22 protein-coding genes and 1 pseudogene are annotated in these 20,882 nt (G+C 41.3%); 14 read left to right on the top strand and 9 right to left on the bottom strand.

All coding sequences use genetic code 11. The features are described 5' to 3' along the window. The first annotated feature begins 593 nt into the window (after positions 1-593). The 7 genes and pseudogenes from D1367_RS04175 to D1367_RS04140 all read left to right on the top strand — a co-directional run bounded on the left by D1367_RS04175 (position 594) and on the right by D1367_RS04140 (position 12,235). The gene (locus tag D1367_RS04175; protein WP_118163332.1) at positions 594-1,316 is read left to right on the top strand and encodes a carbonic anhydrase; all 723 of its coding nucleotides are present in this window, start codon (positions 594-596) and stop codon (positions 1,314-1,316) included. A 500-nt stretch (positions 1,317-1,816) separates the two neighbouring features. Continuing rightward, a complete protein-coding gene (locus tag D1367_RS32020) occupies positions 1,817-6,637 on the top strand; it encodes a family 16 glycosylhydrolase (RefSeq protein WP_118163329.1) in 4,821 nt (1,606 codons plus the stop codon). 553 nt (positions 6,638-7,190) lie between these two features. Then, positions 7,191-8,699 carry a UbiD family decarboxylase gene (locus tag D1367_RS04165; RefSeq protein WP_118163326.1) on the top strand — a complete coding sequence of 503 codons (1,509 nt, stop codon included), beginning with the start codon at positions 7,191-7,193 and terminating at the stop codon, positions 8,697-8,699. Between the two features lie 583 nt (positions 8,700-9,282). Further along, positions 9,283-9,822, top strand: a complete 540-nt coding sequence (locus tag D1367_RS04155; RefSeq protein ID WP_181985067.1) for an SH3 domain-containing protein — start codon at positions 9,283-9,285, stop codon at positions 9,820-9,822. A gap of 70 nt (positions 9,823-9,892) precedes the next feature. Then, positions 9,893-10,629 (top strand): annotated as a pseudogene (locus D1367_RS04150) (DUF4058 family protein). Between the two features lie 311 nt (positions 10,630-10,940). Beyond that, complete coding sequence (locus D1367_RS04145; protein WP_118171103.1) at positions 10,941-11,309, top strand: transposase; 369 nt, start codon at positions 10,941-10,943, stop codon at positions 11,307-11,309. 128 nt (positions 11,310-11,437) lie between these two features. Continuing rightward, complete coding sequence (locus tag D1367_RS04140; protein WP_118163317.1) at positions 11,438-12,235, top strand: hypothetical protein; 798 nt, start codon at positions 11,438-11,440, stop codon at positions 12,233-12,235. 159 nt (positions 12,236-12,394) lie between these two features. Here D1367_RS04140 and D1367_RS04135 read toward each other — a convergent pair whose 3' ends face one another. Next, the gene (locus tag D1367_RS04135) at positions 12,395-12,781 is read right to left on the bottom strand and encodes a hypothetical protein (RefSeq protein WP_118163312.1); all 387 of its coding nucleotides are present in this window, start codon (positions 12,779-12,781) and stop codon (positions 12,395-12,397) included. A 130-nt stretch (positions 12,782-12,911) separates the two neighbouring features. Between D1367_RS04135 and D1367_RS30445 the strand changes: the two genes are divergently transcribed. Then, positions 12,912-13,052 carry a hypothetical protein gene (locus D1367_RS30445; RefSeq protein ID WP_181985066.1) on the top strand — a complete coding sequence of 47 codons (141 nt, stop codon included), beginning with the start codon at positions 12,912-12,914 and terminating at the stop codon, positions 13,050-13,052. A 44-nt stretch (positions 13,053-13,096) separates the two neighbouring features. On the opposite strand, the gene D1367_RS04130 is transcribed toward D1367_RS30445, so the two are convergent. Together D1367_RS04130 and D1367_RS04125 are read right to left on the bottom strand one after the other, a co-directional pair. After that, the gene (locus tag D1367_RS04130) at positions 13,097-13,561 is read right to left on the bottom strand and encodes an endonuclease domain-containing protein (protein ID WP_118163308.1); all 465 of its coding nucleotides are present in this window, start codon (positions 13,559-13,561) and stop codon (positions 13,097-13,099) included. Positions 13,562-13,824: 263 nt separating this feature from the next. Then, the gene (locus tag D1367_RS04125) at positions 13,825-13,992 is read right to left on the bottom strand and encodes an endonuclease domain-containing protein (RefSeq protein ID WP_181985065.1); all 168 of its coding nucleotides are present in this window, start codon (positions 13,990-13,992) and stop codon (positions 13,825-13,827) included. Between the two features lie 487 nt (positions 13,993-14,479). Between D1367_RS04125 and D1367_RS30440 the strand changes: the two genes are divergently transcribed. Genes D1367_RS30440 through D1367_RS04115 form a run of 3 tightly spaced genes read left to right on the top strand, consistent with a single transcriptional unit; the run spans position 14,480 to position 15,097 of the window. After that, positions 14,480-14,650 carry a lipocalin/fatty acid-binding family protein gene (locus D1367_RS30440; RefSeq protein ID WP_181985064.1) on the top strand — a complete coding sequence of 57 codons (171 nt, stop codon included), beginning with the start codon at positions 14,480-14,482 and terminating at the stop codon, positions 14,648-14,650. 4 nt (positions 14,651-14,654) lie between these two features. After that, positions 14,655-14,849 carry a chromophore lyase CpcT/CpeT gene (locus tag D1367_RS33200; RefSeq protein ID WP_244944980.1) on the top strand — a complete coding sequence of 65 codons (195 nt, stop codon included), beginning with the start codon at positions 14,655-14,657 and terminating at the stop codon, positions 14,847-14,849. Continuing rightward, positions 14,759-15,097 carry a CpeR family transcriptional regulator gene (locus D1367_RS04115; RefSeq protein ID WP_118163300.1) on the top strand — a complete coding sequence of 113 codons (339 nt, stop codon included), beginning with the start codon at positions 14,759-14,761 and terminating at the stop codon, positions 15,095-15,097. The genes D1367_RS33200 and D1367_RS04115 overlap by 91 nt, the downstream gene beginning before the upstream one ends. Before the next feature lie 310 nt (positions 15,098-15,407). Here D1367_RS04115 and D1367_RS04110 read toward each other — a convergent pair whose 3' ends face one another. The 5 genes from D1367_RS04110 to D1367_RS04095 form a co-directional block, all read right to left on the bottom strand. Then, the gene (locus D1367_RS04110; protein WP_118163297.1) at positions 15,408-16,655 is read right to left on the bottom strand and encodes an RNA-guided endonuclease InsQ/TnpB family protein; all 1,248 of its coding nucleotides are present in this window, start codon (positions 16,653-16,655) and stop codon (positions 15,408-15,410) included. 206 nt (positions 16,656-16,861) lie between these two features. After that, positions 16,862-17,020, bottom strand: coding sequence for an HAD family hydrolase (locus tag D1367_RS33045; RefSeq protein WP_323808647.1), 159 nt, complete (start codon positions 17,018-17,020; stop codon positions 16,862-16,864). Between the two features lie 8 nt (positions 17,021-17,028). After that, on the bottom strand, positions 17,029-17,253 hold the full coding sequence (locus D1367_RS33040) for an HAD family hydrolase (RefSeq protein WP_323808648.1): 225 nt from the start codon (positions 17,251-17,253) through the stop codon (positions 17,029-17,031). A 235-nt stretch (positions 17,254-17,488) separates the two neighbouring features. Next, positions 17,489-17,860 (bottom strand): type II toxin-antitoxin system PemK/MazF family toxin, encoded by a 372-nt coding sequence (locus D1367_RS04100; protein ID WP_118163294.1) that lies wholly within the window; start codon positions 17,858-17,860, stop codon positions 17,489-17,491. Then, positions 17,839-18,084: a ribbon-helix-helix domain-containing protein gene (locus D1367_RS04095; RefSeq protein WP_118163290.1), complete on the bottom strand. Its 246-nt coding sequence runs from the start codon at positions 18,082-18,084 to the stop codon at positions 17,839-17,841. The genes D1367_RS04100 and D1367_RS04095 overlap by 22 nt, the downstream gene beginning before the upstream one ends. A 285-nt stretch (positions 18,085-18,369) precedes the next feature. Between D1367_RS04095 and D1367_RS04090 the strand changes: the two genes are divergently transcribed. The 3 genes from D1367_RS04090 to D1367_RS04075 all read left to right on the top strand — a co-directional run bounded on the left by D1367_RS04090 (position 18,370) and on the right by D1367_RS04075 (position 20,360). After that, entirely contained in the window at positions 18,370-18,984 is a 615-nt protein-coding gene (locus tag D1367_RS04090; RefSeq protein WP_118163287.1) for a Uma2 family endonuclease, read from the top strand. A 624-nt stretch (positions 18,985-19,608) separates the two neighbouring features. Continuing rightward, complete coding sequence (locus D1367_RS04080; RefSeq protein WP_118163283.1) at positions 19,609-20,025, top strand: element excision factor XisH family protein; 417 nt, start codon at positions 19,609-19,611, stop codon at positions 20,023-20,025. Next, positions 20,013-20,360 carry a XisI protein gene (locus D1367_RS04075; RefSeq protein ID WP_118163280.1) on the top strand — a complete coding sequence of 116 codons (348 nt, stop codon included), beginning with the start codon at positions 20,013-20,015 and terminating at the stop codon, positions 20,358-20,360. The genes D1367_RS04080 and D1367_RS04075 overlap by 13 nt, the downstream gene beginning before the upstream one ends. A 335-nt stretch (positions 20,361-20,695) precedes the next feature. On the opposite strand, the gene D1367_RS30435 is transcribed toward D1367_RS04075, so the two are convergent. After that, a complete protein-coding gene (locus D1367_RS30435) occupies positions 20,696-20,866 on the bottom strand; it encodes a hypothetical protein (RefSeq protein WP_181985063.1) in 171 nt (56 codons plus the stop codon). Positions 20,867-20,882: the final 16 nt, after the last annotated feature.

Genomic DNA, 20,882 nt, shown 5'->3' with positions numbered 1-20,882 from the left:
TAGAAAAATCCCATCATTAGTTAGAGAGCCAATTTCAGTCAAGCACAAATCTTATTTTTGAAAATGAACGTAATAACAGAGGTTTGTGCCACTGTGAATCAGCAAGCAAACATCATTGATCATAGAGCGATAAGCCTGACGGACAGGCTAGTACCGCAAGGCGGAAGTCAAAAGTCAAAAGTCAAAAGTCAAAATGAATACAATGTAAGCGTTTCATTGATTTTGAATGGGTCGGTTATTTATGCCGTGCTGTACTAGCGCTTACCGCTTTCAGGTAGCTATGGGTATCGGCTGAATGCTGACTAATACGTTGAAAGATAATATCCCTGCATTTACCTAAAATTTTCCCATACTAAGACTTGTAAAAAAAATTTGGTTAATTGGTTATTTGAATATGCAAAAGGAGCGATCAAGCCGCTTTAGGGACTATCTAATCTTGCATATTCAAATGCTCTTACCACTTGCACGAACTGGATTCAAAAACTCTAAATTCCGTGAAGATTAAATAAGTCTTAAACCGTGTAACAAGGTACTCTTGCATCTTGCTTAAGTCTGATATATTCCTGAGAACAGCTTTGTTGTCAGGTAGATTGATGAGTCGAATTAATGGATTTGTAGGGCGACGTGATTTCTTAAAATTCGCCAGTGTAGTAGGTATTGCAGCTACTGTTTTTGGTGATAGTTTTTGGAATCCAGAGCAAACTGCTGTTGCTGATATTCACCCAGTTAACCCTAATCCAATCACTCCAAATGAAGCCGTCAGACGCTTGTTGGATGGTAATCAAAGATTTATCCATCAAAAACGTCAATATCCCGATCAATCACTAGAACATCTGCAATTAGTTGCTAAAGCTCAGTATCCCTTTGCTGCCATATTAGGTTGTGCAGATTCTAGAGTCCCTGCGGAAATCGTTTTCGATCAAGGAATTGGAGATTTATTTGTCGTGCGAGTTGCTGGTAATGTCGTCAGTGACACGGTTATAGGTAGTCTGGAATATTCTACAACAGTATTAGGTTCGCAGTTGATTGTGATTTTGGGTCATAAAAGATGCGGTGCAGTAGCAGAAGCCATCAAAAACGAACCACTTCCTGGCAGAATAGGTTTGATTATTGAGGGTATCAAACCATCTGTAGAAAGGGTAAAGTTAAGAACGGGTGATAATATGCAGAATGCAGTTATAGCCAATATCCAGTATCAGGCTGAAAAATTGCAGGAAAGCTCGACAATTTTAACTAAATTGCTCAGTGAAGGGAAATTAAAAATTGTTGGCGCTTGTTACGATATTGACACAGGTAAGGTCAACATTATTACTTGAATACTCACATCGCTCAAATTAGTACACTTTTGCCTTAACTTGTAACGTTTTTAAACGCAGAGTTTTTGCAAATAAAATTCGCTACGAATTAATGAGATGTTGTAGTTAGAAAAACACTCGTTATCCCATAGCGATTTAGTGGCGTTTTCGGACGCGATCGCCACTGGCTCATAGCTGGCGATCGCTACATATAAGGTAGAAATACTTGAATTAAATATTGAATTTTACAATATATCTTAAAGTCTTTATGAAGAATAAGTAAAAATCCTATTATTTAAATTTATTTCTGGATCAAAATAATTCCGATGCTAGTTATTTTTATTTAATTTTATATTTATATATCATTCTTATAAAGCAGTAGTTTAGCTGAGGCTATTCATTTAAAATCAATTTTTAATTGAAACAGAACATCAACTTTGTTAAAGATTATGTTAGGAAGATTTAAATTGCCGTAACAAAATATAATTTTTTCAAAAAATACTAAAATTCGAGAAAAGAAAATGGCAAAGAAAACAATTTTTTTAACTGAAAATTCCGATGTTTGGGGAGGCTGGGAAAGTGGTGTTGACTATGAGATATCCGCCTTCGATGGCAACGACAAACTTTATGGCTATAGTGGCAATGACACTCTAAATGGTGGTGAAGGTAACGATCAAATTTATGGCGGTAGTGGTGATGATATTTTAATTGGTGGACAGGGACAAGATTTGTTAGATGGTGGCGACGGGAATGACATCCTCGATGGTGGTGGAGGTGACGATACTCTTATTGGCGGTAATGGCAATGATGTAATTAATGGTGGCGATGGCAATGATGTAATTAATGGTGGCGATGGCAATGATGTAATTAATGGTGGTGATGGCGATGATGGCTGGATATTTGGTGGTGCTGGTGCGGACAACATAAATGGTGGTACAGGGAATGACACCCTAGATAGTGGCGAAGGCGATGATACCCTTATTGGCGGTGGTGGCAATGATCTGCTCATGGGTCATAATGGCAATGATCTCATAGATGCTGGCGTGGGTAATGATGTGATAGAAGCGGGTGCTGGAAATGACATCATTTATGGTGGAGAAGGCGACGATAGAATTAATGGCGGCGCTGACAATGACAACATCTGGGGCGATGTCGGCAATGATTACATTAGCGGTGGTACAGGAAATGACACCATTGGTGGGGGTATCGGTAATGACATCCTTGATGGTGGCGATGGCAATGATGTCATCTATGGTGGGGAGGGTAATGATATTTGGATATTCGGTGGTTTAGGTGCAGACAAGATAGATGGTGGTGCAGGTAATGACATCCTTGATGGTGGTGAAGGTGATGATACCCTCACAGGTGGTGATGGCAACGATCTGCTCATGGGTAGTAATGGCAATGATGCCCTCTATGGTGAAAGCGGTAATGACAACATCGATGGTGCTTCTGGAGTTGACACCATTGGCGGTGGTGACGGTGATGATAAAATCAATGGCGGCGCTGATGACGATACCATCTGGGGTGATGCCGGCAATGATTACATTAGCGGTGCTTCTGGAATTGACAACATTGCTGGTGGTTCTGGAGTTGACACCATTGCTGGTGGTGACGGCGATGATAAAATCAATGGCGGCGCTGATGACGATACCATCTGGGGTGATGCAGGTAATGATTACATTAACGGTGGTTCTGGAATTGACACCATTTTTGGCGGTGTCGGGAATGACATTATAGATGGTAGTGACGGCAATGACATCATCTATGGTGGTGACGGCGATGATGCTTGGATATTCGGTGGTTTAGGTGCAGACAAGATAGATGGTGGTGCTGGAAATGACATCCTAGATGGTGGCGAAGGCGATGATACCCTCACAGGTGGTGAACACAGTGATGTTCTCAGGGGTAGTAATGGCAATGATGCGCTCTATGGTGAAAACGGCAATGACAACATCGATGGTGGTTCTGGAATTGACACCATTGGCGGTGGTAACGGCGATGATAAAATCAATGGCGGCGCCGACGACGATACCATTTGGGGCGATGCAGGTAATGATTCTATTAACGGTGGTTCTGGAATTGACACCATTTTTGGCGGTGTCGGGAATGACATTATAGATGGTAGTGACGGCAATGACATCATCTCTGGTGGTGACGGCGATGATGCTTGGATATTCGGTGGTTTAGGTGCAGACAAGATAGATGGTGGTGCTGGAAATGACATCCTAGATGGTGGCGAAGGCGATGATACCCTCACAGGTGGTGAACACAGTGATGTTCTCAGGGGTAGTAATGGCAATGATGCGCTCTATGGTGAAAACGGCAATGACAGCATCGATGGTGGTTCTGGAATTGACACCATTGGCGGTGGTAACGGCGATGATAAAATCAATGGCGGCGCCGATGAGGATATCATTTGGGGCGATGCAGGTAATGATTCTATTAACGGTGGTTCTGGAATTGACACCATTTTTGGCGGTGTCGGTAATGACATCATAGATGGTAGTGATGGCAATGATGTCATCTCTGGTGGTGACGGCGATGATAGCTGGATATTTGGTGGTTTAGGTGCAGACAAGATAGATGGTGGTGCTGGAAATGACATCCTAGATGGTGGCGAAGGCGATGATACCCTCACAGGTGGTGAACACAGTGATGTTCTCAGGGGTAGTAATGGCAATGATGCGCTCTATGGTGAAAACGGCAATGACAGCATCGATGGTGGTTCTGGAATTGACACCATTGGCGGTGGTAACGGCGATGATAAAATCAATGGCGGCGCCGACGACGATACCATTTGGGGCGATGCAGGTAATGATTCTATTAACGGTGGTTCTGGAATTGACACCATTTTTGGCGGTGTCGGGAATGACATTATAGATGGTAGTGACGGCAATGATGTCATCTCTGGTGGTGACGGCGATGATAGCTGGATATTTGGTGGTTTAGGTGCAGACAAGATAGATGGTGGTGCTGGAAATGACATCCTAGATGGTGGCGAAGGCGATGATACCCTCACAGGTGGTGAACACAGTGATGTTCTCAGGGGTAGTAATGGCAATGATGCGCTCTATGGTGAAAACGGCAATGACAGCATCGATGGTGGTTCTGGAATTGACACCATTGGCGGTGGTAACGGCGATGATAAAATCAATGGCGACGCCGATGAGGATATCATTTGGGGTGATGCAGGTAATGATTCTATTAACGGTGGTGCAGGAAATGACAACATTTTTGGCGGTGTCGGGAATGACATTATAGATGGTAGTGACGGCAATGACATCATCTCTGGTGGTGACGGCGATGATGCTTGGATATTCGGTGGTTTAGGTGCAGACAAGATAGATGGTGGTGCTGAAAATGACATCCTAGATGGTGGCGAAGGCGATGATACCCTCACAGGTGGTGAAGGTAATGATGTCTTGTCAGGTAATAATGGCAATGATGCCCTTTATGGTGGTGCTGGAAGTAACATCCTAGATGGTGGTGAAGGTGATGATATCCTCATAGGCGGTGACAGCAATGATATCCTCAAAGGTGCTAATGGTAATGACAGCATAGAGAGTGGTGCTGGTAATGACATTATTAATGGCGGCGCCGGGAATGATGTCCTCAAAGGTGGGAATGATAATGACACCCTTGATGGAGCAGGTATCTCTAGTATTAACTCAATTGATATTCTAGTTGGTGGAATGAATGCTGATACATTTATTCTGGGCGACAACATCAAGGCTTACTATGATGATGAAAACACTACTACAGGTGGGGTAATAGATTACGCTCTCATTGAGGATTTCAACCGTTTTGAAGACGTGATTCGCCTTCATGGTTCAGCCAGTGAATATGTTGTTGATGCTATTCCCGCTCAACTCACGACTGCCTTTACTGCTAGTAATGCATCGGGTATTTATTTAGATACCGATAAAAGTGGGAGTTGGAGTAATACAGACGAATTAATTGCAGTTGTGAAAAATCTTACTCCCGATCAGTTGGTGCTGGATGCAGATTACTTTCAATACACTGAGACACCAAATGCAGGTTACTGGCATCCAACTAAAGATTCGGAATGGGAACTAGTATTTAGTGACGAATTTAACGGAACTGAGCTATCTCTAAATAATTGGAATACCCGCTATACTCTCCAAAATTTCTACGGAGGTAGAAATAACCCTTGGAATAACGAATTGCAGTACTACGTTGGTGATAATGAAGTCATCAATGGCAAAGTTTATGACGGTTTTGAATTTAAGAACGGCATTGTTAGTATTGTTGGAAAAAAACTTGAACAGCCCATCAACGCAGAAATTAGTGAGTTTTCTCTAGGTTTTGACCAAGTGAAAACATTCGATTACACTTCCGGTATGCTCAACACTGAAAATAAGGAAGCTTTCACCTACGGCTATATGGAGATTCGCGCTAAAGTACCTGGCGGAAAAGGACTTTGGCCAGCCTTTTGGATGTTACCCTCTTCAGGAAAATGGCCTCCAGAAATTGACGTTATGGAAACAGTGGGACAAAACAAAGATACTGTAATTAACTCAGTCCACTATCTAAACTCCGAAGGATTAAACCAACATACGGCATCTCAGACATTTTCTGAAATTGATTTTACTCAGGATTTCCACACCTATGCAGTCAAATGGGAATCAAACAAATTAACTTGGTACATCGATCAGCATGCTGTGTTTGAGACGAAAAATAATGTTCCCGATGTACCTATGTACTTGCTAGCAAATCTTGCCATTGGTGGTAAGTTCCCAGGTTCTACAGATGAAACTACTCCTCTGATCAATAATTTAGATATTGATTACATTCGTGTTTACCAAAATGCATCAGGTAGTCTGTACGGTGGCTCTAAAGATGACGTATTGGAAAAGCAATTGGGCAGTATTTTTGGACTAGCAGGAAATGACATTCTCAAAGGCGGGATAGGTAATAATGCCCTGGATGGTGGAGATGGCAATGATGTTTTGATTGGCGTGAATAATACAGTTATTCAACCTGGTGTAGGTGAGATGGATATATTAACAGGTGGAGCAGGTAAAGATAAATTCGTCTTAGGTGATGCTACCAAGTTCTACTATGACGATCGCAATAATTTAGTAGCTGGTTTAGGAGACTATGCTCTAATTAAAGATTTCAATGCTGCCCAAGATGTCATCCAGTTGAATGGTAAAGCCAGTGATTATTTACTTGGTGCTGTATCTTCCCTGACTGGTACTGCAATTTATCGAGATACTAACACTGATATAACTCTCAGTTTGACAGATGAATTAATTGCAGTGGTGCAAGGCGATACTGGATTGAACTTGACACAGAATTACTTCCTTTACGTTTAGAGAATTGGGGTAAAGGGGAATGGCACTCTTATAGCGGTTGCCATTCAAATGAGGTACAAAATTATATCGCAAGGTGTAGGGGCACGGCAGTGCCGTGCCCCTACGAGTTTACGTCACTAGACCGGGAAACGCTATATAAAGCTATTGAACAGTGGAGGGATGGATCAGGCGATTGTCCTTGATAAAGCAAGGCATAGTCCAAGGTTGTAACAAATAAACCCAGCAGAGGCCATATAACAAGGCCGCCTGCCAGGAAGGTATAGTATATTCCGGCCATGTTTGATTAGGTTAGCGCTTATTTGTAAGAAATAATTGCGTATCCCTAAATACAATAACTTTGGACTTTGGAGAACACAGTTAAGACAAGTTACTAAATAGGTTAATTTCCAATTAAAACCAACAATTTCCCAAATGGCGAGCAGGGGAGACAAGGAAGAATTATTGAACAAGTTTCTTCCTTGTCTTCCTTGTTTGTTTGCAATGCCCAATCCCCAATGCCCCATAATATAAGAAAGCGCTTCACACTTCTTAAATAATCAGCTTTATTAGAACAATGGCCAGAGACTTGCGGGGATTCATTAAAATTTTGGAAGAGAAGGGACAATTACGGCGAATTTCAGCTTTAGTTGACCCAGATTTAGAAATTGCTGAGATTTCCAACCGGATGCTGCAAAAAGGTGGGCCAGGGTTGTTGTTTGAAAACGTCAAAGGCGCTTCCTTCCCGGTGGCGGTGAATTTGATGGGAACTGTGGAAAGGATTTGCTGGGCGATGAATATGCAGCATCCAGAGGAGTTGGAAACTCTGGGGAAAAAACTAAGTATGCTGCAACAGCCAAAACCGCCGAAGAAGATTTCCCAAGCGATAGATTTTGGGAAAGTGCTGTTTGATGTGGTGAAAGCGAAACCAGGACGTGACTTTTTCCCTGCTTGTCAGCAAGTTGTGCTTCAAGGTAATGATTTAGATTTACATAAGTTGCCGTTGATACGTCCTTATATTGGTGATGCTGGCAAGATTATCACGCTAGGATTGGTAATCACCAAAGATTGTGAGACTGGTACACCAAATGTAGGTGTGTATCGCTTGCAACTACAATCTAAAAATACGATGACAGTTCACTGGTTATCGGTGCGGGGTGGGGCGAGGCATTTACGAAAAGCGGCAGAACGTGGGAAGAAATTAGAAGTTGCGATCGCACTTGGTGTAGATCCTCTAATTATCATGGCAGCTGCCACACCCATCCCTGTAGATTTATCAGAATGGCTGTTTGCAGGGCTTTACGGCGGTTCAGGTGTGCAGTTAGCAAAGTGTAAAACAGTCGATTTGGAAGTTCCCGCAGATTCCGAATTTGTCTTGGAAGGAACGATTACACCAGGAGAAGTTTTACCAGATGGGCCTTTTGGCGACCACATGGGTTATTACGGCGGCGTAGAAGATTCGCCGTTGGTACGCTTTGAGTGTATGACGCACCGGAAAAATCCGATTTACTTAACAACATTTAGCGGTCGTCCACCTAAAGAAGAAGCGATGATGGCGATCGCACTAAATCGCATCTACACGCCCATTCTGCGGCAGCAAGTATCAGAAATTGTTGATTTCTTCCTACCAATGGAAGCTTTGAGTTACAAAGCGGCGATTATTTCCATAGATAAGGCATATCCCGGACAAGCGCGACGGGCAGCTTTAGCGTTTTGGAGTGCTTTACCACAATTTACATACACCAAATTTGTAATTGTTGTGGATAAAGACATAAATATTCGTGATCCGCGTCAAGTTGTGTGGGCGATTAGTTCCAAAGTTGACCCAGTGCGCGATGTCTTTATTCTGCCGAATACACCTTTTGATACGTTGGATTTTGCCAGTGAGAAGATTGGCTTAGGTGGACGGATGGGAATTGATGCGACTACAAAGATTCCGCCAGAAACAGACCATGAATGGGGTTCGCCTTTGGAATCTGATCCAGATGTGGCGGCGATGGTAGAAAGGCGATGGGCGGAGTATGGTTTGGCAGAGTTGCAGTTAGGAGAAGTAGACCCAAATTTGTTTGGCTATGATATGAGGTAATACCATTTCACTAAATACCTGATAAAGATATAGGAATCATATTTGATTTCTGAAAAAATCTCGGTAGTCTTGTCGTAGTGCCACACAGCTAAAATGATGCAAGAAATTTTCTTGTGGTGTGGGCATCTTGCCCGCACTGGACGGGCGAGACGCCCATCCCACAAGACGAAAGCTAATGCAGTAAGTAGTCGGACAAAAATATTTACAGTCATTGCGAGCGAAGCGAAGCAATCCCAGCCCTTGCGATTGCTTCATTCCGCTTCGCTCCATTCGCAATGACATTGTGTAATTAATTCTGTCTGACTACTTATTTTAGCTGTGTCATGACACTACGTGTATTTCAAAAATCAAATACTAGTCTAAACTTTCAGCTGCCTCACCCGCCTCGAACTAAAGTTCAAGGCTCATAGTTAAAGTCTACTGAAGTAGACTAAATATTCCTAAAAATCTTTAGTCTACTTCAGTAGACTTTAGCTATTATTCTTGGAACTTCAGTTCCTTGCGGGACATGGCTTTCACGTTAAGTTGACACCAATGTACAGATGTACGCCCCTACATCTGATGCCATAAAATTGAAGAAATTATGATAAAAAAAGTGAAAAGTCCAGCATCAAAGTTAGCGATAGGATTGGCATTCAGTTGTATTAGCCTGATGCTCAATACTGGTATAGCTAATCAAATAGCTTTAGCGAAATCAAGTAATTCTCAAAAGTGCGATATTTTTGCCTACGTCACCGATACAGATTCGCAAGGGTTAAATGTGCGGAGTGGTGCAAGTACAAATAACCTCATTATAGGACAAATACCCATTAACGAAACAGTTCAGGTTATTCGTGCTGTTGGAGATTGGGTACAGATTACTAATGCTAGTAATGGTTTTCAAGGAACTGGATGGGTATTCGTGCCAAAGTTAGGTTTAACAACGCGGGGCTACGGTACTAATGGCGTGGATTTATATACTAGTAGCAGTCAAGAAAGCCAGAAAGTGGGGAAAATTCCTGCTAATACGGCTGTCAAATTGTTAGGCTGTCAGGGAGATTGGGCGCAGGTGGAATATCAAAATGTTAAAGGTTGGTTGACAAGGGAAGATCAATGTGGTGCAGCCCTTACTAGTTGTTCTTAGAACCCCACCCCGCTCTTCGAGAGCTTGCTTTGAGAATTAGGTTTAAAATTTTGGTTTTGGGATATTTGTTATGGCTTATCCATTTCCAGGAATGAACCCATATTTAGAAGATCCTGAACTATGGCCAGGAGTACATGGGAGACTAATAGTTGCGATGTCTGACGACAAGCGGCTTCGCATCTACGCAGATTATCTCTCTCCTCAACTACGTCCTAAATATTTTGTCGCCATCGAAGAACGCATTTATCAAATTACTGGCGATGATAAACTCTTGGTTGGTATTCCTGATGTAATAGTACAAAATTCACAGACAACAAAAATGTAGCAGTAGCCGCACCAACGTCTGAACCTATAAAAGTAAAGATTCCTATGCCTGTTGGCATTAGGGAAGGATATTTAGAAGTGCGAGAAGTAGGAACAGAGGCATTAGTTACTACTATTGAAATTCTATCTCCTACTAATAAACGTCCGGGGAAAGGACGGCAGACATATCAAGAGAAACGCGAACAAGTATTAGCAAGTCGTAGTAATTTAGTTGAAATTGATCTACTGCGTAAAGGTGAACTAATGCCAATGATCGGCAATGATATTCAGAGTCACTATCGAATTTTAATTTGTCGTGGCGATCGCCGTCCTTATGCTGACTTATATGCTTTTAATTTAGCAGATATAATTCCACCTTTTCCCCTGCTTTTGCGTTCTGGAGATACGGAACCAGTTATAGATTTGCAGACATTGTTAAATCAGGTATATGATATCTACGGCTATGATTTGGTAGTAGATTATAGTCCAATACGGTTCAGTTAAGGATTTTTGGTACTGATTTTAGACCTGTAGAGACGCGAAATTTCGCGTCTCTACCAAGGTTTTTGGGTTTAACTGAACGGTATTGGATTATAGTCAACAACCAGTACCAGCGTTGTCATAAGCAGATGCATCTTGGGCGGATGCACTGTTGCAGCATAAGGGTTTATGGTAAATCAAAATACTGTGAATTCTAAGTATATAGTTATGCGATCGCAATATTATCTTAGTTTTTCCTTAACGCTTGATACATATTGCTAGAAAATTAAAGAGTAATTTTTGACATGGTTATTCTCAGAGTTCTGAGAATAACCATGTCACCAAATCACGAAGAATGCCTTGCCCTACTTGAGCAAATTCGCTGGAGTGGAAAGCCAAAATGCCCATATTGCGAATCAACCAACGCTACTGCATACAAGAATGAGCGTAGATATCACTGTAATGAATGCTTTACTTCATACAGTGTTACAGTGGGTACACTTTTTCACAAGACTCATGTAGAATTACAAAAGTGGTTTGTAGCGATTCACCTTGTGCTAAATTCTCCAGGGGGTATTAGTGTGCGTCAGCTTGCCAAAGAAATCGGGGTTAATAAGAATACAGCCTGTTACATGATTGAGCGTATCCGTAACGCGATGCTTGAGGAAAGGGATTTCCTACAAAAACTCATCACCCTACCCTAAATGACAGTGATGTATTGCGTTGATTTTAAGGGTTTTATACATTATCAAAGACTTTTATTAGAGATAGAAAATTTTGCTTTTCTATCTTTAATAAATAAATCAAAAATAATGAGTTGAGGAATTATTTTATGAGTTGGAGTAATTTGGGCAAAATTAAAGCATCTTTAATTTTTGTTTTTATTTTCGGTGTGTATACATTTGCTCTCGGCTTCACATATAATAAACTGCCAGAGAGCTTGTCAGATAAAGAAAAACAACTCATGTCTTTTCTAGGCGCTCCTGCCTTAACACTAGCATTTTTAACTTTCGTCAATTATGTAATATCACAAGAAGTTAAAGCTGATGTAGAACAACAAAGGAATATATTAAATGAAGAAAAAGAGAGAAGCTGCGATAAAGAAATTGAAGCTTTTATGAATCAATATAATGAGTCTTTAAAAGAAATACAAACCGCGATTAGGTCTTGGAATAATTCTGAAGAAAGAGAGAATTTGCAAAACTCTTTGAATGCGTTATCCTCTGCAAAGGATATCTATAATAATAGACGTTTTGCAGCAAAACAGATTGCTAAATGGTTTGATATTAAAGGAAATAAGTTAGCTTTATTCAAGACGGCTCAGAAAGCTGTCTCGCAGGCTAAGTGCAATATTCCTAAACAGTATAAGCAAAAGTTTGATCAGGATATCCGTCAATGTATCAACTGGCTGCACGATAGTGTTGATGAACGTATTGCGTTTGAAGTGCAAACGAGTAAACATGCTTCAGCAATAATTGATATAAAATATATACCTTACGAAGTTGCTTTGAAAGCTATTGAAAAACATTTAAAAGAACGACAAGAGCTAAAACAACACTATGAAACAACTAATATTGTCACAAAAGTAATAGATGATCTTATTAAAGACTTAAAAGAATTATCTGCATAATTAGAATACACTGTTTTGACAAATATAGCGTTTTTTAAGCAAGTGACATACACCCAAATCTTGTTTGACAAAGCTAATAGCTTTAAAAACGTAGCTCACCAGGCCGGTAACCGCTATATACATAATTTAGTAATTATTTAATATAAATAAAGTATTTAATTAAAATTTTGTATCACGGTTTCGTGTTTTTGGTCGGCCTTTACCTGAACGAACTTTTATCTGATAACTTATTCTCGATGAAAGCTCGGAAAGTAGTGTATTTAATGAGTCATTAACTTTAATTTTACTTAATTTTGCTTTAATCTCCTCTATTTTTTGTTGGTAAAAAAGCAGTTCATCTAAATATTCATCTGTGTAGTCTGGTAAATTTATATTGAAAGGTTCTGTTAACTTATGTTTAGTCTTTTCCAATAGTTCGCTTGTTTCTTGAATGTGCTTATTTAGATTCTTCACATCTGTGTCTTGGTTTTGTTTTTTTGCAGTATCTAAATAAGTTTTAAATTTTTTCAATTGGCCGGATAATTCTTCTATAAATGATGGAGTCATTCAACACCTCTTGGTCTAGGATAGTTTATTTTGAGCGCAGTTTAGTATTGTTGAATATCAACTTAAATAATAATCACTTGATTTTATCAAGTCACTACCACTAAATAGGACAACGCAAGTTTATTGATACGTGTTAGTCACAGATAAAATTAGGATACTCGGAAGTGGTGCAACTAGTGCGATCGCACTCCCACTATCAAATTCAACTTACAGCCAAAATTCGCAAGACATGACGCAAAGCGATCGCACTTCCTCATCAAAAAACCCATAATTAGCCCCCTCCTCGCTTGCGGGGAGGGGGTTGGGGGTGGGGTTCTATCTCTGCAACCAAGCAGCAATATCCTGCAACACCCCCTCCATCCTCTCCAGAACATCCTCATTTCTAAATCGCAAAACCTGCAACCCCAAACTCTCCAAAAATTCTTGACGTATCGCATCTTCTTGTTGCGTATAGTCATGAATTTCGCCATCTACTTCCACCACTAACCGCGCTTCATTACAGTAAAAATCGACGATAAAACGGTCAATTGTTTGCTGACGGCGGAACTTAAAACCCAAAAGTTGCTTGTGTCTCAACTTATGCCAAAGTAGCTTTTCTGCTGGAGTTGGTTCACACCGCATCTGTCGCGCCAATGGTTTAAGTTTTTTCCAAAGTTCGTGTGGGGTTTGCCAAGGGTATCCCGGAACCCCACCCCCTAACCCCCTCCCCGCAAGCGAGGAGGGGGGACTGGAGTTAGTGAGAGGCTTTGGGTTAGGGTTGGGGTTGTGATTTTCGGTCATTTGCGATCTTGGTGGTTAGCTAATTAATATTTCATGTATTATTCCCAGCGATCGCACTCTCCCAACTCTTCAAAACTCTGCCATAATCAGACATGGCTGCGCCTAAAGAGCTAATTAAAAGCTTTACGCCAACTGGATATTTTAATAGAATAATCTCATCAAAAGATTCGCAGAAACATAAATGGATTGGATTACACTACTGCGATCGCACACACCACCAAAAACCACATAATTAGCCCCCTCTTGAAGATCGGGGTGGGGTTCTATCTCTGCAACCAAGCAGCAATATCCTGCAACACCCCCTCCATCATCTCCAAAACATCCTCATTTCTAAATCGCACAACCTGCAACCCAAAACTCTCCAAAGATTCTTGACGTATCGCATCTTCTTGTTGGGTATAGTCATGAATTTCGCCATCCACTTCCACCACTAATACCAATTCATGAAGATAAGTAGTCGGACAAAAATATTTACAGTCATTGCGAGCGTTCGCGTTAGCGTCTCGAAGAGAAGCGAAGCAATCCCAGCCCTTGCGATTGCTTCATTCTGCTTCGCTCCATTCGCAATGACATTGTGTAATTAATTCTGTCTGACTACTTATAACAATGCAAAAAGCTAATCTGCGTAACCGTTTGAGCAACCTCAAAACATTGATATGACGGGCGGCAAAATCATCAGTATCACTGAAGTTGCTTAGATTTGCCTAAGTACAGATGAAAAAGGGACTAGGAACAACGGGGAGAATAATAACTTAGTATTCCTAACTCAGCACTGGCTCAATGCCTTGCGATCGCTAACAGTACTTAGCACATCTGAATGCGGTTATGATCAAGAAAGGTAGTATCTCGGCTGGGATAATAACTTTTTAGCCAAGATCCCTTTTGGATTGTAAGCTACTTTTTGAAACCACTTTTCTAATGGAAATTACTGAATCCTTTGAACTTTCAATTGGACGATCGCGATCGCACCATCGCGATCGTTATCTAGCATTCGCTCACCTTGAGCAAGTGCTTTCTAACACTGACACTGAGCCTCCATTCGTCGATGAGTCGGCGGTAGTAAAAATCTGTTTGGATAAATCTAGATAAAGGTATGGATATTGAAACCCACGAGCAAATATGGAGGACAACTCCTGGCCCTTTGCGGTTTGAAAAACGGGAAAGTTTTGCTGATGATTTATGTGCGGTGAGCGCTTTATGTCGATTCAGCTTGAATCTATTAAATCTAAAATGTTACCTCCACAAGCTGAAAAAAAGATGCGCTGCTGGATTCGCAGTCGCCACTTGATTTGTTCGGGCAACTTTTTTATTTTCGAGACGGTAGAATATACCACCATTGAAAGATTCTCTCAATGTGTCGCTTCTTTAGGAGGAACAGTGATATCCGTTGAACCCATTAATAAAATTTGGATGGGTGATCATCGCCAAGTAATTTTATATCAGGCAAAAGCTAGTTTACATACGCCTCATCATACTTTGAAACAATACTGGATAAAATCTGGTAGTGCATACACTAAATTTGATGAGCGTGTTTGAGAGTTACTATCCTGCGGAAACGGTTCTGACAGGCGTTTGCACTCTAATTCAAAATTAAGTTTTGAATTTTAAATACTCACTTTGGGGATTGACGGCTAATTGTTAATGTCTAATTGCTAATTTTTTTATAATGATTAGCTGTTAGTTATTACCAGTTAGCCGTCTAAGTTTGTTAGAGAATGTAACTAAAAAGCTTTCCAAGACGTAAACGACAAACGCTTTAGCACAAGTTAAAAACGTAGCGATCGCTTACCCTTTTAGTATTTAAGCATTTGCACCCAGAATAGAAGAGTCATAGTGCTGTAGTGAACTACCCAACACCCATCTGAGTACAGATAGGGTGTGGGCTTCCCAATTCAATAGGGACTGCCTCGGACTTCATGGATTTTTTACGTCCCGAAGACCTTGGTCTTATATCCCCTCCAAGGGCAGAAGAGCTAGTTCCTAACTCCAAAAGTCGCAATCCTTCATTTCTAATATTTATTGCGGCGTTGATATCTCTATCATGCTGTTTCTGACAGTGGGGACAATCTACAAACCTTACGCCCAATGAATCATACCCATGCTGCAATATTGGGATTGGTAGTAGAGTCTCGCTACAAAGTTGAGAAGATGGAAAGAAACGTCCAATCTCTTGATAAGTATGACCAAATCTCTCAGCTTTGTACTTAAGCATGGTTAGAAACATTCCCCAACCTTGGTCTGATATTGATTTTGCCAAGTTGGGATTTTTAACCATATTCTTAACTGCCAAGTCTTCTACACAAATAACTTGGTTTTCGTATGCTATTTTGCGAGATAGCTTGTGTAGAAAATCAACTCTTACTCTAGCGATTTTGCTAGACACTTTTGCAACTAGCCGTTTAGCTTTACGACGCTTGTTAGTTGTTTTATCTGTTTTCTTAGCTAGTTTTTTCTGTTTGCGTTTTCTATTCTTCTCTAACTTAGCTAGCCTCTTTTTAGGAAGGTCATATTTTGAACCATCCGAAGTTATAGCAAAGTTCTTCAATCCCAAGTCAACGCCAATAGCTTCCTTAATCGCTACTACAGGATTGTCATTTTGGTTGAAAAGAATAGATGCGTAGTACTTACCGTCTGCATTTCTTGATATTGTTACAGTCGTGAATTTGGCATCGGAAAGTTCCTTATGAAACACGGTTTTCATTAACCCCAAATTACCAGGAAACTTCATTACAGAATCGAATGGCATCAGTTTTACATTTTGAGGATATTGAATCGATTGCTTACCATGTTTAGATTTAAAGTTAGGATATTTAGCTCGTCCTTCAAAGAAATTGACAAATGCACTAGAAAGGTTAAATGTTACTCGTTGCAATACTTGACTATATGCAAGTCCTAACCAGTCAAACTCCTTTTTTAATCCTGGCAACAATTTATCCATTGCAGCCTTAGAAAGACCTTTCCCCGTTTCTTTGTACGCTGTAGTTGTGGCATTAAGCATATAATTCCACAACCATCGTGTGTTCCCAAAACACTGAGCAAGATAAGATTCTTGCTCATCAGTAGGATAAATTCTAACTTTAATTGCTCTATACATGGTATCGACCTTACCGTGTTTGTATATTCATGGTAACAGAGCTTTTGATAATTGTTGTACCAAAAACAGAATATTTTGCTCGTTTCGTCGTCGTAGTCTTCCCGGTTTTCGCTGCGCTCAAATATGGTCAGACTACACTCCTCAACTCACGCGCAATTCATCTCAACACTGACCTGAGTACAGGTACAGTGTGAGCCTTCTTGCTGTTAAAGGTAAATTGCGATCGCTTGCGACAGTTGTTCATCGCTAAAGCCACCGCAGCGCAAAGCAATCACAGCTACCCCTGCTTTGCCGGCAGACTCAATATCGTAGGGCGAATCTCCTAGCATCACTACTTTTTCAGGTGTGATTTGCCCTTTATTCAACGCAGCTTCTACAATGTCAGGAGCAGGTTTAGATGCTTCAGCATCAATTGTTTTAATTCTGGCACTACTTTGGGAATCAATTGATCTCCACCCATGCCCATGAGTGGGCTGACTGTTTCAAATGGCATTTCTAAGTCATAAGCTGCAAATGCCTCTACCCAAGTATTTGCATGAGCATCATTACTTAAAACCAGTGTTCCATCAATATCTAAAATCACCCCTTCTAATGCCATGAAAAACCTCGGCTGACGTTTTGTTTCATAGCTGATGATGGCATGGCAAATAATTTACTTCATCGTCCTAACAGAAGAGAAGGGGGTTAGAGAAGAGATGGCGATCGCCTGAGATAATTCCAGAAAGTGCGTAGACGCATTAGCGTTGGCGAAGCCTCTCGTAGAGAAGCGGTAGCGACGTTCGCGTAGCGTCTCGCAGAGAAGGAGCGTCAGCGGCTTGTCGCCAGACATCGCCTCAAAGCTTCACTAGGCCAAGGCTGATTTGAATTGCTCGATCTACCTGTGCAATCGTTTCTGGGTGCAGAATTTCCAAACGTTTAATCAGCCTTTGCTTGTCAATTGAGCGAATCTGATTGAGAAGTACAACCGAATCATCCTCTAAACCGCCTTCTGGTACTCTAATCAGCACTTCAGTGGGATACAAAGGTTCTGCAAACTTTGAGGTGATGGCAGCTACAACTGTGATTGGACTATGTTCGTTAGAAACATCATTTTGCAAGATTAAAGCTGGGCGTGTTTTTTTAATCTCTGCACCAATAGTTGGATCGAAATTGACTAAGTATACTTCACCGCGTTTGGGATAGTTTACTTTTGGTTTTTGTGCCACAATTCTTCTTCCAAGTCAAACCACTCTTCTACTAAACCCAAATCACGTTCTGCGCGTTGAATGGCTCCTTCCTTTAACTGTTCTCTAAGATTGACTAAGGCTTTCTGAGAAATATAATATTGCACAGCTTCGTTGATGAATCGACTGCGATCGCCTTTTTCAATGACTTGATCAATTAGTTTAATTGTCTCATCTGGCAAGGTGATGTTAATCCGGCGATGCATAATTTTTCGCTCTATTTTGCCTATCAAGTTTATTATACACATTTAAAGTGTGTATAGTTGTGTTAAAAGAGCGTAGTTTACCGCCGTAGGCATCGCCTGAGATAATAAAAGAAAGTGCGTAGTTTACCGCCGTAGGCATCGCTTATAATTATCTGCAATTGCGCTTGCGTTCGATAGGCTTGGGCGATCGTACAGTGCCGGAGGCGGACGCTAAGAAAGCTTGTAGAATTTGTTAGTTAATAGGGTAAGCATCATTTACCGAATCCCTATTGGTAAGAGGTCAACATGGTACAAACACCCGCTAGTCCAGAAACCGAAACCCTATTGATTGAGTTGCCTAAGTCGATTGGGCTGTATGTTACCCAAGAACAGTTTGCTGCTTTAGCCGCAGCCAACCGAGACTTGAGACTGGAAAGAACCGCACAAGGAGAATTAATAGTGAACCCACCAACAGGCTGGGAAACTGGAGCGCGAAATTGCAGTATTTCTGGCGAATTGTATTTGTGGTGGCGTAATGCGGGTGAACCGGGTGAAGCCTTTGACTCTTCTACAGGCTTCATTTTACCCAATGGTGCGACTCGCTCCCCCGATGCCTCTTGGGTGAGTGGAGAACGATGGCAGGCGCTTACTTCGGCACAAAAAGGAACGTTTGCTAATATCTGCCCCGATTTTGTGGTTGAGTTACGCTCTAGTTCAGATACTCTCAAGTCCCTGCAAGATAAATTGAGGGAGTATATCGACAATGGCGCTAAACTTGGTTGGTTAATCGATCCGCAGCAGCGACGGGTGGAAATTTATCGACCGGATAAAGATGTGGAAGTGTTGGAGAATCCTGCTGAGTTGTCGGGTGAAGAAGTGTTACCGAGTTTTGTCTTGAATTTGCGTCGGGTGTGGGATTGAAAGCATCTTGCTCGCTACGGGTTAATTAAATAGTTTTTATATCAGAAAATAATAGGGAAAATCCTGATGCCTTATAGTAAATTTACCCTCAGTAAAGCTGTAGAGGATTTTCAACTCACGATCATTGAGGGCTATCCGCTAAACAGTGGACATTAGTGGATAACTAATACAAACCATTGGAGAGGTAGCCAGTCTAAGTCCTTTGCGGACTACGTTAAAAAGGTCACGACACCAAAGAATACTTTCCAGTTCTCTGCTCTGTCGTTCAGTTTTAAACATCCGTATTTAGCTAAAGAAGTGAACTGAACATGACAAGCCTTTTTAACCTTGACGAGGAAAACTTTACCCCAGTAATGTACGGGCAATCCTCCCAAAAGGGAAGTTTGCAGGTACTCATGTCGGCAGGTTAACTGTCCGAGAAAGTGGCGTGTTTGAGATGAGAACAGCACACGGTAAAATTAGCCCAGTTCGCCATAAGTACTGCAAGTCAATTCATTGTAATGACGGGTATATGTATGCGTTTTCCACAAATGTCCACGCTCTTCAGCGATTAGAGGAGTAGCGATCGCTATGACAGCTTGGTGTGATAGGTTTGAATTGCACCTCTAGATCGGATCGTCTGTTGTGGCTAAGGATCGTTTTCATCAAGTCGTTAAGACGGCTCTTGAATCAGATGGGTGGAATGTTACTCACGATCCGCTTCAGATTAAAGTAGGTGGTGTAGATATGGAAATTGACTTGGGGGCAGAACGATTACTGGCGGCGGAGCGAGGAGATAAAAAAATTGCGGTTGAAGTCAAAAGTTTTTTGGCTAGTGCATCGGCAATTTCAGAGTTTCATACAGCACTGGGGCAGTTTATTAACTATCGGGCTGCATTGCGTCGTCAAGAACCTGATCGCATTCTCTATCTAGCCGTCCCCGATCTAATCTATAACAGCTTCTTTCAACTTGATTTTCCCGCCTCAATGCTACAAGAAAATACCGTAAAAATGATTGTTTACGACATTGAATTGGAGCAAATTTCACAATGGAAGGACTGACGGATAAATTAACGAACTATCAGCAAATCGTGCAGCAATTGTTGATGGGTTACGCAGAAGTTAAGCCAGCTTATGGTGATATTGAGGTTGAGACTATCTTTGATACGCCGCGAGATCACTATCAAATTGTGCATCTGGGCTGGCAGGATAAGCGCTGGGTACATCATTGTGTCATGCATCTGGATATTCGGAATGAGAAAATCTGGATTTTTTACAATTCAACAGAGCATGATATTGCGGCAGATTTAGTCGATTTGGGCGTACCAAAACAAGATATTGTGCTAGGTTTTCATCCTCCTTTCATGCGTGAAATGAGTGACTATGCAGTGGGCTAAAAGCCAATACAGTTCAGATAAGACCAAAACACTTGTAGAAACGGCGATTTATCGCGTCTCAAAACCCAATATTTTGTACCAATAACCCTTAACCCAACCGTATTGGGCTAAAAGCAGAAGGATTAAAGAAGCGATCGCCTGATGGACAAGTAGTGCTATCGCGCTTTGGTTAAAATGGCTTTGATTCAATATGAGAGGGCGATCGCCAAATATTGCTTGAGCTACATCGAATAGATAGAAGCGATCGCCTATTATATAATCGCAATCTGTTTTCTGGCGATCGCATTGCTACCGGATGGAGCAATTATATAATGTTCGGTATATTACAATACGGTTCAGTTAAGGATTTTTGGTACTAATTTTAGACCTGTAGAGACGCGAAATTTCGCGTCTTTACCAAGGTTTTTGGGCTTAACTGAACTGTATTGCGGTATATTAGTTGTGATATGTCGTTGCGATCGCAATGGCGTTTTATCTGGCAAGCTGATATTAATCCAGCGAGGCATAATTTTTCCCTTGGCT

The organism is Nostoc sphaeroides (assembly GCF_003443655.1).
In the GTDB taxonomy this organism is placed as follows: Bacteria; Cyanobacteriota; Cyanobacteriia; order Cyanobacteriales; family Nostocaceae; genus Nostoc; species Nostoc sphaeroides.
Note: the sequence above shows the minus strand (reverse complement) of the source record. Positions and strands in the feature narration are given on the sequence as shown.

Coding starts and splice junctions, on each gene's coding strand:
- D1367_RS04175 (WP_118163332.1), top strand. CDS start 594: ATGAGTCGAATTAATGGATTTGTAGGGCGACGTGATTTCTTAAAATTC.
- D1367_RS32020 (WP_118163329.1), top strand. CDS start 1,817: ATGGCAAAGAAAACAATTTTTTTAACTGAAAATTCCGATGTTTGGGGA.
- D1367_RS04165 (WP_118163326.1), top strand. CDS start 7,191: ATGGCCAGAGACTTGCGGGGATTCATTAAAATTTTGGAAGAGAAGGGA.
- D1367_RS04155 (WP_181985067.1), top strand. CDS start 9,283: ATGATAAAAAAAGTGAAAAGTCCAGCATCAAAGTTAGCGATAGGATTG.
- D1367_RS04145 (WP_118171103.1), top strand. CDS start 10,941: ATGTCACCAAATCACGAAGAATGCCTTGCCCTACTTGAGCAAATTCGC.
- D1367_RS04140 (WP_118163317.1), top strand. CDS start 11,438: ATGAGTTGGAGTAATTTGGGCAAAATTAAAGCATCTTTAATTTTTGTT.
- D1367_RS04135 (WP_118163312.1), bottom strand. CDS start 12,781: ATGACTCCATCATTTATAGAAGAATTATCCGGCCAATTGAAAAAATTT.
- D1367_RS04130 (WP_118163308.1), bottom strand. CDS start 13,561: ATGACCGAAAATCACAACCCCAACCCTAACCCAAAGCCTCTCACTAAC.
- D1367_RS30440 (WP_181985064.1), top strand. CDS start 14,480: ATGGAAATTACTGAATCCTTTGAACTTTCAATTGGACGATCGCGATCG.
- D1367_RS33200 (WP_244944980.1), top strand. CDS start 14,655: ATGGATATTGAAACCCACGAGCAAATATGGAGGACAACTCCTGGCCCT.
- D1367_RS04115 (WP_118163300.1), top strand. CDS start 14,759: ATGTCGATTCAGCTTGAATCTATTAAATCTAAAATGTTACCTCCACAA.
- D1367_RS04110 (WP_118163297.1), bottom strand. CDS start 16,655: ATGTATAGAGCAATTAAAGTTAGAATTTATCCTACTGATGAGCAAGAA.
- D1367_RS33040 (WP_323808648.1), bottom strand. CDS start 17,253: ATGGCATTAGAAGGGGTGATTTTAGATATTGATGGAACACTGGTTTTA.
- D1367_RS04095 (WP_118163290.1), bottom strand. CDS start 18,084: ATGCATCGCCGGATTAACATCACCTTGCCAGATGAGACAATTAAACTA.
- D1367_RS04090 (WP_118163287.1), top strand. CDS start 18,370: ATGGTACAAACACCCGCTAGTCCAGAAACCGAAACCCTATTGATTGAG.
- D1367_RS04075 (WP_118163280.1), top strand. CDS start 20,013: ATGGAAGGACTGACGGATAAATTAACGAACTATCAGCAAATCGTGCAG.
- D1367_RS30435 (WP_181985063.1), bottom strand. CDS start 20,866: ATGCCTCGCTGGATTAATATCAGCTTGCCAGATAAAACGCCATTGCGA.